We start from the raw sequence: 13,359 nt of genomic DNA on the forward strand, positions 1-13,359 counted from the left end.
CACTTCGTACGCTTTCTGCTCCTGTTTACATCCCTAACTGTCAGGTTTAGCATAAATCAAAAGTAGTTTAATCGGCATCATGTAGATCGGATTGGATGCTTGGTGTCCGTCGGGTCGTTTTGTTTGCAGCTTTTGTTCGAGTAACAAAAATAAAATGATGCAATAGTGCCAAAAAAACGAATAAAATATAAATTCTGTTTTTTTGGATACCAGTTAGATAAAAAATAAACCAGAAAAAGAAATCTAAACAAAAAAATGAAAGACTAAAGGTAAATTTAAATCCAATTTTTTCGATAATAAAGTTACTAAGGGGAAAATAAGGTCATAAATACGCATTCATATTTTAAAAGTTAGATTTTGATTCGTATTCAAAATTATAAGATAAAATAATTTTTAAGGATATAAGATATTATTATAAATTAATATTTTTTATTTAATGTATTTTTTAAATTAAAAAATTATACAAAAAAAAGAAAATTTAAATCTTTCGTTTCGTCGGGATTTTTAAAAATTAATTCGGTAAATTTTTCTTATTCGAATTCCTGTTTTATATTGAACCCGAATTCAAAGATGTGGTTAAAAAAAGACCCTGATTTCCATCTTTTTATTCAAAATCCCCAAAATAGCCTTTTTAGAATCACCCAAAAATCAACCACTTGGGAAAATCGGACGAAAACCGATTTAAATCTTCACTTATTAACCATTAACAACATGATTAAAAAATTTACTCAGGCAAAGGAAAGGAGTAACACGACTACCAGGCTCCTCCTTGGATTGACGATCCTTCTCGGATCGATGCTAGTGAATCCGCTCTTTGCGCAAGAGCGTTCAGTATCTGGAACGGTAAACGATGAAAACAAGCAGCCTATTCCAGGGGCAAGTGTACTGGTAAAAGGTACCACAAAGGGTGCGGCAACGGATATTAACGGAGAGTTTTCGCTTTCCCTGTCCAGTGGAGAAGACATCCTGGAGGTTTCATTTATTGGTTACGACAAAAAAGAAGTGAAAGTAGGCAACCAAAGCCAGCTTTCTATTTCCTTGGTACCGGATGAAACGGCGCTTTCGGAAGTGGTGGTAACTGCCTTTGGAATGGAACGCGAAAAGAAGGCGTTAGGCTACACTACACAGGCGGTCGAGGGTAGCCAAATCGCGGATGCCCGCCAGGCAAACATTGCTAACAACCTTTCCGGCCGCGTGGCTGGTGTACAAATCAATAGCAACTCCATGCCCGGTAGTGGTTCCCACATCGTTATCCGAGGATCTTCTTCCGTTGCTGGAAATAACCAGCCGTTGGTTGTTTTAGACGGTGTGCCGTTGGAACAATCCTCTGACCGAAGGTACGGTGGTGGCTTGTCTGAAATCAACCCGGACAACATCAAGGAAATCAATGTATTGAAAGGTGCTACTGCTGCCGCCCTTTACGGTTCGCGGGCAGCCAATGGTGTAATCATGGTAACGACCAAAGACGGCTCCGGAACGAAAGGAATCGGTGTTGAATTGAATACCAACATGACATTTGACCGGCCATTGGTAGAGCCTGGATTGCAGAATATCTACGGAGGTGGTATCGGCTACCGAACCTGGTACGTAGACGGTAGAAACGGATTCGATGCTGACGGCATTCGCGGAACGGCCGGTGTGGACGAAAGCTGGGGACAGCCCATGGATGGATCCCTTGTTCCCTTGTGGTACAGTGCACCGGACCGCGTGCCATTATTGCCTCAACCCAATAACTTCCAGGAGTTTTGGGAAACGGGACGAAGCATGACCAATAATATTGCTGTTTCCGGAGCCAACGAAGACGGAAACTTCCGCTTGTCTATGGGCCGACTGGATCAAACCGCCATTATGTACAACAACAATTACTACCGGAATAACTTCAAATTGAATGCTGGATACAATTTCACAGACAAATTGAGTTTTACGGTAAGTGCCGAGTACGTAAAGTCCGGTTCGGATAACCGTCGGTACACCGCCAGCTCTGACTTTATTTGGGCGCACCGGCATACGGAATACGACAAATTGAGAAATTGGGACCAGTATTACGACATACAGCGGGCAACTTTCCGACCGGGTGACGACTACCCCTATGCCAACTGGCAGCACGAGTATTTTACCAACCCGTACTTCCTTCAGGATCGGTATACCAACGCTAATGAAAAGGATCGTTTGGTAGGGAATATTGCCGCCAATTACAAGTTTTCCGACGATCTCAGCATCATGGTTCGTTCAGGTACCGACTTCTGGACGGATAGCCGGACCAACGTAACCAGCGTGGAACGAACCAAAAACTTTGTGCGGATTTTGGGTGCATACACCGATACCCAAATGACCAGCCAGGAGACCAATAGCGATGTGATCCTGACCTATAACAAAACTCTGGACAACAGCCTTTCGCTGAATATCCAGGCGGGAGCCATTAACCGTACCAATAACTACCGCATGTCTGCTGTAAACGTGCGGGAATTGACCATCGACGGATTGTACAACCTGGGCAACTACGCCAGCCCGGTGGTTCCTTCCAGTGAAATCAGAAAGCAAGTGGTAAACAGTGTCTTCGGATCGGCGCAGTTCGGCTATGCCAACTCCATCTTCCTGGACGTAACCGGAAGAAACGATTGGTCCAGTACCTTGCCGACCAACGCCAATTCCTTCTTTTACCCCTCCGTGGCCCTGAGTGCCGTACTGACAGACATGTTTAATGTGCAGAGCAACTTCCTTTCCTTTGCAAAGGTACGGGCAAGTTTGGCTCAGGTAGGAAACGATGCCGATCCTTACCTGCTCAATCAGGTATTTGCCTCACAGGGGCTATGGGCCGGAACCACGCCTACCTATGCAGCAGCTTCTGAAATCGCCAACCGAAACCTGAAGCCGGAGATCACCACCGGTCAGGAAATTGGCTTGGACTTGCGCTTTTTGCAAGGACGAATTGGGCTTGACTTTACCTACTACCACCAGGCAACGACCAACCAAATCCTTGCGGTGGCCATCTCACGCGCCTCCGGATACGAAAGCCAGATCTTGAATGCTGGAAAGATTACCAATCAGGGAGTGGAATTGATGCTTACCGGTGCCGTCCTTCAAAATTCCGGAGGATTGAACTGGGACGTGGCGTTGAACTTTGCAAGAAACCGTAACCTGGTTGTGGAGCTTGCCGAGGGTCTTGAGAATTACACGCTAGGAAGTCAGAATAGTTTAACTTCGGAAGCGCGCGTAGGGGAGCCCTACGGTACGCTCTACGGAAGAAGGTACCTGAGATCTCCCGAAGGCGAGATTGTACATAGCAATGGACTGCCTCAACTGGAAGCTGGAACTTTCCAACTGGGTAACATTCAGCCGGATTGGATAGGCGGACTCTCCAATACGTTCAGCTACCGGGGTTTTACCTTCGGATCACTGATCGACGTACGCATGGGCGGCGACCTGTTTGATGTGGGTACGGGTTTGGCTAGAAAAACCGGGCAGTACGTGGAAACGGCCATTGGTAGAGAAGAAGGGGTGATTGGCCAGGGTGTAATGAATGTAGGTACTTCCGAAAGTCCGGCATACGTCACCAACGATGTGATTGTTGGTGCACAGCCGTTCTGGAATGCACAAAATCCCCGAAACGCGCACGAGGCAGGTATTTTTGACGGATCCTTCATTAAGCTGCGGGAATTGTCGCTGGGTTACAGCCTTCCGCAGACCTTGCTTGCCAATACATTTTTGCAGAGCGTCCGGGTTTCCCTGGTCGGGCGAAACATGGCCATTCTTTTTAAAAACCATCCCCATTTGGATCCGGAATTTGACCGTCAAGGTGGAAATGCCCAGGGTTTTGGGTATGGAGAAATGCCTTCCACGCGAAATATTGGATTTAACCTAAATGTTGCCTTTTAAGTAACTTCCAACTTGCTAAAGAAATAGACAATGAAAAGATTTAAATTAGTATCCCATACCTTATTACTGGCGCTCTTCCTTTTGGCAGGCTCCTGTACCGAGGAATTTGCCGAAATAAATACCGATCCAAACAATCCGGTGACCATTTCGCCCTCCCTATTGTTACCAAACGCAATTCAGGTATCCGTTGACCGGTACTGGGGACACAGTACCCGATTTCAGCGGTTAAACATCGACGCAGCCATGTGTTGGATTCAGCACCTGGCCCGAAACATCTACATCAATTCCGAAGGAGATACCTACGAGATTCCGATCACGGTGTCTATTGGTACCTGGGAAAACCTGTACAACAGCTCCCTGGTAAACCTGGAGCAAGTGATTGAGTTGGCCGGTCCCGGTGGGCAATATGAAAACGTGAATTACGAAGGGATTGCCCTGGTCATGAGAGCCTTCACGTTTTCTTACCTTGCCGATGCCTTCGGTCCCATCCCCTATTCAGAAGCGCTAAAAGGTGCTGCCGAAGAGCCCATCAACTCACCCACATACGATTCCGTAGAAGATGTCTATGCGGGAGTCCTGGAAGAGCTCAAGTTAGCCAATGAAAAACTATCCGTAAATGGACCAAGAGTAGACGGAGATATCATGTTTAACGGAGACGTTTTGCGCTGGAAGAAATTTGCCAATTCCTTGCGCATCAAGATCGCCAACCGGCAGGCAGCCAAAAAGCCAGCCGAATCCCGGGCAATCATGCAGGAAATCCTGTCGTCACCCGCTACTTACCCGATCTTTACCGGAAACGACGACTATGCCGAATTGGATCATGCCAACGTGATTGGCAGCAGAAACAAGATGTTCGACGTGTTTTCCACCCGCTCGGATTGGAATATTAGCAAGACCTTGGTTGACAAGCTACTTGAGTTGGATGACGACCGTATTTCGGTGTATGCGCTGCCCCTTAGTGATGGCACATTTGTGGGCCTGCCCAATGGACTTACCGATGTGGCTGCATCCAGCATCTCTGCATCTACTATTGGACAGAAGTTTCTCGAGCCGGACGCGCCAAGTATCTTAATGACCTATTCCGAGTTAATGTTTATCCTGGCTGAAGCGGCATTGGATGGGGATATTTCCGGAGACTACATGGATTATTTCGAAAAAGCGGTAAGTGGATCCTTTGAGCAACATGGATTGGCCATGCCTGCCGATTATATCGGTCGCTTGGGTACTATCGATAAGGAAACGCTGATGACGCAAAAATGGATCGCTTTGTTTGGTCAGGGAATTGAGGCTTGGACCGAGTACAGACGAACCGGGTTTCCACAAATGCCTACCCCGGATCCTCGCGCGATATTTGTAAACGAAGGCGTGCTGCCCACGCGAATCGAATATCCACCTTCTGAGTATTCGCTAAACATGTCCAATCTGGAGCAAGGCATCCAACTATTAGGCGGTGCTGACAATATGCGTAGCAAATTGTGGTGGGCCGAATAAGCAGCCTTCGAAATACGCACGTACTCGTAGATTATTCTCACATACAATTGAAACTGACACCATGAAAAATATACTAAATAAAATAGCTGTTCTGGGCCTGCTGTTCGTCGCGTTTTCCTGTGTAGAAGCAGAAGACCTGGTAACGAAAAATGTAGCTGCCCCGGTATTGGTCGTTTTGGAAGGGACGGAATTTGACGCCACCACAGGTGTGGCGGTATCCGGGTCTTTCTATGAATTGGACAAAACCGGTATTTTGGATCGAAATGTAGGCATTGATTCCATTCCGGTATCCGGTCTGGAAGTAAAGGTCTTCATTAACCAAACCGACGAAGTTGGTACCCTTACCACGGATACGCAGGGAAAAATTCTCTTCCAAAATCCCTGGTCTTCGCTTGGGATTGCCCAACCGACCTCTGGAACACAAATTCGTCTGGAATTCACGGGAACGTACAACGATATCGCCTTCCGTAGGTTTCACAACGTACGCGTAAGATAAGATTATTGATTGGGGACAGGGTCCCTTGGGTAAGGGATGTTTTGTTTGGCACTGTTTTTCTGCTCTTGCATGGGTCACTTCTGACCTGGGAAAGCGAATGGCCTATACAAAACATCCCTTTTACTGTTTTTGACGAACCACTTACAACCAAACAACGTAAAAAAATGACAAACGTAAACCGAAGAAACTGGCTAAAATCCAGTCTCACAATGACCGCCGGCCTGATGACCATGGGGTATGCAGGCGCAAGTACCAAATTCGAGGAAGGGAGCCACATCGAATCCATCCTTCCAAAAAAAGACCGGTATGCCCGGCTGACATCCAATGAGAATCCCTTTGGTCCATCTGCTTCGGCAAAGAAAGCCTTGAAAGCAGCCATCGACGATTCCTTTTTGTACCCCAGGGAGTACCGGCAAACGCTCATGAGCCTGATTGCCAAGGAAGAAGGGGTGACCGAAGACCACATTTTGCTCGGAGCAGGTTCCAGTGAATTGCTCCATGCCGCCGCCCGAGTATACGGTGGGGCCAATGGTAAAGTCTTGTCCGCCGATCCTACCTATACTTCCCTGGTTCGGTCCGCTGAGATGATGGGTTCGGAATGGGTTAAAATCCCCCTGGACAAGCAGTTTGACCACGACCTGTCCACCATGGAATACAAGGTAAAACCCGACATTTCCCTGGTTTACCTGGTCAACCCAAACAATCCAACCGGTAAGATCATGACGGGGGATGAAATCATCAGCTTTTGTGACACCGTTTCTGCGAAGGTGCCCGTATTTGTAGACGAGGCGTATTGGGATTACATGGAAAACCCCAAGGGATCTACTACGACGGCTTGTATCAAAAAAGGAGCAAACGTGATCGTCGCCAGGACCTTTTCCAAGGTACACGCCTTTGCCGGCTTACGGGTAGGATATTGCATTGCTCAGCCGGAAGTCATCAAAAAATTAGCGAAGGAGGGACCTAGAAATACACTCAGCGGGCCGTCCATGAGTGCAGCCACCGCCAGTTTGGTGGATTATGAGTTTATCAAGTACTCGGTAAAAATGAATAACGAAGGAAAGAAATTTGTGTACGATGTATTGGAAAAAACCGGACACGATTATTTCCCTTCCCATACCAATTTTATTTTGTTTCCGATTGCCATGGAAAGTGAGGATTTCAAAAAGAAAATGCTTGCCAAAGGTGTGGGAATCAAAAGTATGAACGTAGCTGGACAGGATTATTGTCGGGTAAGTATGGGGAAAATGGAAGACCTCGAAATGTTTGCCGATGCCTTTAAGCAAGTGATTTCTACCAAAATCAATCAATCCTAATAGGATTTCAGTAATTTTTTGTTCCTTGATTTCAAACCAAGCCAGCTCTCACCGGGACTGGCTTGGTTTTTTTTTGCCAGGAAGTAACGAGTGACCCTCGCGCCATTTTCACCAGTCCGGATCGCGTCACCGGATCCATCGATGTGCTTTTTTCAAAAGTAGGTTTGGATACCCGCTCCCGAGGCATTGCAATTGCTTGTTCGGCACGGAAGGGTTTCATGGCGAAGGCCTGTTCATCGGGATCGCTGACGTATTGGAAAAAAAAGCAGCTTTTCACGCGAAAAGCTGCTTTCTGAAGTTGACAGAGGTTAATCTGATCACAACATTTTAAAATTAACTGTTAGTGGTTTATATCCTTACGATGAATGTGTTTCTTTTTCCAATGCTGGCTTGTATTCAATGAGGTTGAACCACTTCAGGATCGGTTTGATGATACCCAAACCCACCAAGGCGAACCCAACAGCAAGCAAGGTGGTAGGAGAGGTAAATAATTCTCCGAAAGAGAACACAGTCAACATGATTACCGTGGTGAATGGAAGGGAGCAGGCCAGAATATTCACAGCCAGTTCCATATCGAAGGTTTTGGTTGTTTTCTTTTCATTTTCCTGTTCCAGGGCGGTGATGGACGCCATGTGAGCGAACGGCCAAAAGCTGATGGCACTTTGTGGAAACACGACCAATACCAAAATGGCCGGATACGAAAGTTGCGGCGCAAAGATCAGCACCATTCCGCTCAACAAAAACGTTAAGCCGGAGCGTACCATCAGCAAACCTGCAATTTTTCGGATTTGTTTCCAGTTGAATACCACGGCTATGCCAATGAAAATCAACACCAGTGGAGTCATTAGGTTGCTCAGGGTACTGATTGCAGTGGAAACAAACACCGGTAAATTTTCCAGGTGAATGCCGAGGCTAATCAATATCAGGGCCAAAATAATGACCAGATTAATCGGTTCGTTGACCAAACTTAGTAAAAGGGACTTAATTTTATCCCCGTTGCCACTTTTGATATCCTTATTCAATTTAAAGTACCAACTCATCGCAATCATGTAGGCGATTACCAGCACAAATACCTTGTTTCCGATATCCGCCAATGCCCCCCACGCCAGTGCATCGTCTCCCAGGTACTCAATGAGAAACGGAAAACAAGAAAGTCCCGGAGCAAGCGAGGGAAACAACAGCAGATAGGTTCGATACTGAGAGGTGTCCTTCTCAATACCGAATAAAGGCAGGGTGTACTTTAAAATAAAATACAGGATAAAATTAAAGGAAAGGGCTAGTAGAGGCAAAGCCAATAAGTCCCATTCGACTTCCGCCTTGAGTAGCGCAACAAATATGATTGCCGGAAGCGCCACGGTAAGGATGAGCGTCTTTAGCCCTTTTTGCTGGGCCGGATCTTTTAGCTTTTTTCTCAATAAAAACCCAATAACCAATAGCAGTAGCAGAGAAAGCGTCTTTTGGACAGCTATGTTCATATGATCGATTTGTTAGTGATTGTGAAGTAGGTGGTTATTCGGGGCTTATTGCTAATTGCTGGATCAGGTAGTTACCGTTTTCAATGCGTTGGTAAACAGTTTCATTTCGTCCATGGTACCCATACTTACCCTACACCAAGGTTGATCGGCGATGGAATAGACCCGGATACCGACGCCCTCTTCCATCATTTTCCCTGCAAAGGCTTTGCCTTCTTGCTGAATGGGGAAAATCATGAAGCTGGTGTAAGAGGTGATCGGGTCAAATCCCATGGATTTCACCTGCTCTAAGGTGTACGCTTTGGATTCGGCATTCCACTTTCTGCAGGAAGCAAGGAATTTTTCGTCCTTGATACTGGCGATGGCGCCTTTCAGGGAAGTGACGCAAAGGCCCATGGTGCCCCGCACCATGCTGGTGATGGATTTGATACGCTCTTCGGTCGCTACCAGGTAGCCTACCCGTAAGCCGGCCATTCCATGAATTTTGGAGAAGGTACGGGCTACCATCACATCGTAGCCTTCGGATACCAAGCCTACCATGGTATGGTCCTCCGGCTTATCCATAAATTCCAGATAAGCTTCGTCTACGAAGATTGGTTTTTTCTTGGAAGCGCTTTTACAGAATGCCTTCAATTCCGAAGGATCGGTGATTGCCCCCATGGGGTTGTTTGGATTACAAACATACAATAGCTTGGTATCGGCGTCAATTGCCTGCTCCATGCCTTTCAGGTCGTGGGAATAGTCGGCTTTCAACGGAACGGCCTTCCAGTCACCACCCATCGCTTTTGCGGTATTTACCAATGACATATACGAAGGGTCTGCCGAAACGACATTTCCTCCATGCTGGCAAAGTACAATGGCAGTTTTCTCCAACATATCCGTGGATCCAGGACCTAACATGATATTTGCTGGCTTCACCCCTTCTTTTTCGGCAAGCATGTCAATGAGGTAAGCCGCATCCGCATGTCCGTATCGGTTTCCTACGCTGATGGACTCAGCAATCGCTTTCTGTACACTTGGTGAGGGACCGAAGGGATTTTCGTTGGCCAATAGCCGCGCTTTCATCTTGACGTCTTTGTAAATGGGATTCATTTCCCACAGCATGCTTTCGCTGCTCCAGTTTTTTCCGGCTACAGCAGCTGGCTTCGCCTGGAGAGATCCGGTGATCAAAGGCAGGGATCCTAAACCCAATACGCTGGTTTTAAGCCAGTCCCTTCTGTTGAAATTTTTCATACGTTCTTTTTTGTAAAGTGGTTAATATTTTGGTATAAATTTAAACCAAATTTGAATGAAAAAAAACATAAGGCGTAAAATTAGGTGTAAAAAACAGCCAAGTTTATTATTATGTGTATGAAAAAATAAAATGGTAGGCAAAAAATTGCCCATGTTGATAAATTAACGTGTAGTTTGAGAAACACCCGGTAGCAATACCGGTCTTTTTGAGGGTGCGAAACGTTTTTTCACCCTTTCTATGCTGCCAGCCGGGCAGGTTGTCGGTCGCTGAACACTACTAAAACCAGGACGATTACGCAAAAAAAACACGGCACCTGTTGGTTTATAAAAATAACATTCCTATTTTTATAAGGTTGATTAAATTAACCTTTTATGAAAAATATCCCCGATATTCACTTTACCGCCAAGCCTTTGTCCTCAGGTAATCTGCAAGTCAAATTTTACATTCACCAGGGTCGGAAAACCAGCTATGGGTACCTGTTGACCCGCTCCGATTGTTCCGAAGAGGAAATTCTGGACGAAATTAAAAAACGACTGGCGCGTCGGGCAGAATCCCGATTGGACCTGCTTCGGTTTACATTTAAGAATCAGTGGAAAGACGATCACCAGTTTTTTCTGTACTCGGCATGAATCCCCTCTCGTCAAATATTCGTTTTTTGCGCAAAAAAGCCAGACTGACACAAGGGCAACTGGCCGAAAAAATCGGCGTGCAACGAAGCATGATCTCCGCCTACGAGGACGGGAGATCCGATCCAAAATTGGCATCTCTCGAAATAATGGCGACATTGTTCAAGGTAGGAGCTGACGAACTCCTCTTTTGGGACATTGAACGTAACGGGAGAAAGTACCTGCAACAGGAAGCGCTGAAAATATTGACCGTCACCCTCGATGGCAAGGAGGAGGAATGGATCAGTATGGTCGGGGAAAAGGCTGCAGCTGGCTACCTGAACGGCTATGCCGATCCCGAATACATGGAGAATCTCCCCAATTTCAGACTCCCCAACTTATCGAAAAACAATACCTACCGGGCATTTGAGCTAAGTGGCGACAGCATGCTACCGCTACAGCCCGGAACCCTCATTATTGGGGCCTACCTGGAGCACGGTACGCAGATTAAAAATGGCAAAACCTATGTGCTGGTTACAAAAAACGAGGGGATCGTGTACAAACGTGTATTCAACTACATTGCCGAACACGGCAAACTCTTTGCCGTATCGGATAACGATCGGTACAAGCCCTACGACATCCCGATTCAGGAAGTTCTTGAAATTTGGGAAGCCAGGGCCTTTGTGAGTACTCACTTTCCGGATCCTACTCCCGAACCGCTGACACTGGATGACCTGGGCACGATGATACGGGAGTTGAAAGCGGACATCCAAAAGATATCGGGAAACTAATCCTTCGATCCCTCCTGCTGGCTGGCCAGTTCCCGAAATGCCTGCAATACCCTGGCTTTGGCATCAAATTCCGGGTCCAGGTTGATTATTCCCTGCTCGAAATTGTGCCAGTAGCCGTCGCCACAATCCAGGTAGCTGCCTGCTTTTGTTGGATCTTCCTCGGATGCACAGGAATAATCGTAGTCTGGAATGAAAATCAAGGAAGCGAGTTCCCGTCCTTCCTCCCAGTCCAGAACGCGGGGCTGATCGTTCACAAGGAACTCCACTTTTCGGATCGAAAACTTGAACAATAATTCTACCAGCACTTCTTGCGCCGAATTGATTTCCTTGAAGCGAATTCGAAGGGGCGCTTCCTTTTTGCTGATTTCATAAATGGCCTGAATGAAGTCCTGGCAGCACAGGTACCATTCGTTTTGATTCAAGGGTATATCTCGGGTAATCTTGCCATGAATGTCCTTGGCCAATAGTTTGATACCTCCTTTTTCCCCCAGACTTTTCTGATTTGACCATTTTGAGGAAGCGTACAGTTTTTTAAACACGTTTTCCCAAAGCTTGGGCAATTCGCCGGTATACCGGTAGTCGTCGGCGAGTGTAAACCCCTCGTCCGTAATTTCCTCCGGACTCAATTCCTCCCGATCTGTGTACTGAATATCAAACTGTGTGTTGACAAAATTTTTGCTAAACGACAGCTTAAGCTTGAACACATGGCTGAAAGGTGGCGGGATTTCGCCAGTGACGTAGTCAATTTCCAATCGGGTGATGTCGTCGGATTTTAAATGCATCGTATTTTTTTTGAAACAGGTAACAAAAATAAGGCTAATTCCTTAGATGCACGAAGGAAAGTCGCAATTCGCTGGATGAAAATGGAGGGAAGCAGCCGTTCGGTATCAGTTAATTTCAAATTTATCCGAATTTTTTGTTGAAATTTGCCTCCATGAAGGCAGAAGCAATCGATGACTGGCAACAAAAAAACGAGCGTATTGCCGCAGACTTGTACGAGAAAGGTTGGTCGCTGACCGATCGGTACCTGACCGAGGCGTTTCGCAAAGAACTGCTGGAAGAACAACGGGATTTGCTACACCACGGGCAGTTTCGCCATGCAGGCGTGGGTAGTGGCGATTCCTTTGCCATCAAACCAGAAATTCGTAGCGACAAAGTGCTCTGGATGGACGAGCAGCAGCTCACGCCCCTGCAACAACGGTATTGGGGACTGATGGCAGCCCTACAGACGGCAATCAATCAACGCTGTTACCTGGGCTTGCGCTCCTTTGAAGCCCATTTTGCCATGTATCCTCCCGGGTCCTTTTACCTAAGACACCTGGATCAATTTCAATCGGTGCACTACCGGAAAGTTACGGTGATTCTTTACCTGAACGAAACCTGGGAGGAAAGAGACGAAGGAGCCTTGCGGATGTATTTTCCTGCGGAAAATGGCTCGGAGGAACACCTGGATGTGTTGCCGCTGGGGGCACGGTTGGTGGTGTTTCTGAGTGGGGAAATCCCCCATGAAGTGTTGCCTACCAATAAAGAACGCATCAGTATAACCGGTTGGTTTAGAGACAGGTAATCGGAAAGGAATTTCACTTAGCTACCCTTTCCATCCTCTCGCATTTCTCTTCGGCGCATGGGCATGGCGTCAATGGTGCCAAAGAGTTCTTCCCAATTGATCTCCTCCTGTTCCCGCCGCAATTTGCTCCCACCGTCTTTTCCGAGCAATACGTAGCAGCTTTTTTGGGTTCCCCGCACATACCTTTCGCGGAGCTGTTCTACATAGTTGGCATCAAAGGTATAGGAACTGTTGCTGATCAGGGAGTCGCCGAAAATGAAATAAACCATGTCCCGTTCTTCAATATCCGCCATCAATTCCTTATTCACCTGCCCAATCGGGCGCGAATCAACAGCCGGAAAAACCAACAGGATCCGGTTTTTCCACCGCAACTCGTCCAGTGTTATTTCTGAAAAAAAACCAGCAAGGGACGCAAGCAGCAAGGGGAGGAATAGCATTTTCATGAACGGGAATACATTGGTTTGAAAACTGTTACAAAAGAAACAGTATTCTCTCGCAAATGGTTTGGCTT

At 46.6% G+C, this 13,359-nt stretch carries 11 protein-coding genes; 7 read left to right on the forward strand and 4 right to left on the reverse strand.

Features of this window, described 5'->3' with window-relative positions; translation table 11 throughout:
- The first annotated feature begins 711 nt into the window (after positions 1 to 711).
- The 4 genes from GCU44_RS02460 to GCU44_RS02475 all read left to right on the forward strand — a co-directional run bounded on the left by GCU44_RS02460 (position 712) and on the right by GCU44_RS02475 (position 7,179).
- The gene (locus GCU44_RS02460; RefSeq protein WP_174238222.1) at positions 712 to 3,876 is read left to right on the forward strand and encodes a SusC/RagA family TonB-linked outer membrane protein; all 3,165 of its coding nucleotides are present in this window, start codon (positions 712 to 714) and stop codon (positions 3,874 to 3,876) included.
- A 30-nt stretch (positions 3,877 to 3,906) separates the two neighbouring features.
- On the forward strand, positions 3,907 to 5,367 hold the full coding sequence (locus GCU44_RS02465; RefSeq protein WP_154853316.1) for a SusD/RagB family nutrient-binding outer membrane lipoprotein: 1,461 nt from the start codon (positions 3,907 to 3,909) through the stop codon (positions 5,365 to 5,367).
- A 61-nt stretch (positions 5,368 to 5,428) separates the two neighbouring features.
- Positions 5,429 to 5,863, forward strand: a complete 435-nt coding sequence (locus tag GCU44_RS02470) for a hypothetical protein (RefSeq protein WP_092175653.1) — start codon at positions 5,429 to 5,431, stop codon at positions 5,861 to 5,863.
- A gap of 164 nt (positions 5,864 to 6,027) precedes the next feature.
- Positions 6,028 to 7,179, forward strand: coding sequence for a pyridoxal phosphate-dependent aminotransferase (locus GCU44_RS02475; RefSeq protein WP_154853319.1), 1,152 nt, complete (start codon positions 6,028 to 6,030; stop codon positions 7,177 to 7,179).
- 356 nt (positions 7,180 to 7,535) lie between these two features.
- Here GCU44_RS02475 and GCU44_RS02485 read toward each other — a convergent pair whose 3' ends face one another.
- A complete protein-coding gene (locus GCU44_RS02485; RefSeq protein WP_154853325.1) occupies positions 7,536 to 8,654 on the reverse strand; it encodes an AEC family transporter in 1,119 nt (372 codons plus the stop codon).
- 63 nt (positions 8,655 to 8,717) lie between these two features.
- Positions 8,718 to 9,884 carry a pyridoxal phosphate-dependent aminotransferase gene (locus GCU44_RS02490; protein WP_092175661.1) on the reverse strand — a complete coding sequence of 389 codons (1,167 nt, stop codon included), beginning with the start codon at positions 9,882 to 9,884 and terminating at the stop codon, positions 8,718 to 8,720.
- Positions 9,885 to 10,256: 372 nt separating this feature from the next.
- On the opposite strand from GCU44_RS02490, the gene GCU44_RS02495 reads away from it, so the two are divergent.
- Together GCU44_RS02495 and GCU44_RS02500 are read left to right on the forward strand one after the other, a co-directional pair.
- Positions 10,257 to 10,514: a hypothetical protein gene (locus GCU44_RS02495; RefSeq protein ID WP_154853328.1), complete on the forward strand. Its 258-nt coding sequence runs from the start codon at positions 10,257 to 10,259 to the stop codon at positions 10,512 to 10,514.
- Positions 10,511 to 11,281, forward strand: coding sequence for an XRE family transcriptional regulator (locus tag GCU44_RS02500; RefSeq protein WP_154853331.1), 771 nt, complete (start codon positions 10,511 to 10,513; stop codon positions 11,279 to 11,281). Before GCU44_RS02495 ends, GCU44_RS02500 begins: the two co-directional genes overlap by 4 nt.
- Here the strand turns inward: GCU44_RS02500 and GCU44_RS02505 are convergent.
- Positions 11,278 to 12,063: a hypothetical protein gene (locus GCU44_RS02505; protein WP_154853334.1), complete on the reverse strand. Its 786-nt coding sequence runs from the start codon at positions 12,061 to 12,063 to the stop codon at positions 11,278 to 11,280. The two genes, GCU44_RS02500 and GCU44_RS02505, sit on opposite strands and share 4 nt — an antisense overlap.
- A gap of 152 nt (positions 12,064 to 12,215) precedes the next feature.
- Between GCU44_RS02505 and GCU44_RS02510 the strand changes: the two genes are divergently transcribed.
- Complete coding sequence (locus tag GCU44_RS02510; RefSeq protein ID WP_154853336.1) at positions 12,216 to 12,848, forward strand: 2OG-Fe(II) oxygenase; 633 nt, start codon at positions 12,216 to 12,218, stop codon at positions 12,846 to 12,848.
- A gap of 17 nt (positions 12,849 to 12,865) precedes the next feature.
- On the opposite strand, the gene GCU44_RS02515 is transcribed toward GCU44_RS02510, so the two are convergent.
- Positions 12,866 to 13,291: a DUF4174 domain-containing protein gene (locus tag GCU44_RS02515; RefSeq protein ID WP_161993882.1), complete on the reverse strand. Its 426-nt coding sequence runs from the start codon at positions 13,289 to 13,291 to the stop codon at positions 12,866 to 12,868.
- Between the last annotated feature and the right edge of the window lie 68 nt (positions 13,292 to 13,359).

Origin of the sequence: Cyclobacterium xiamenense (genome assembly GCF_009467825.1) — a bacterium.
GTDB lineage: Bacteria > Bacteroidota > Bacteroidia > Cytophagales > Cyclobacteriaceae > Cyclobacterium > Cyclobacterium xiamenense.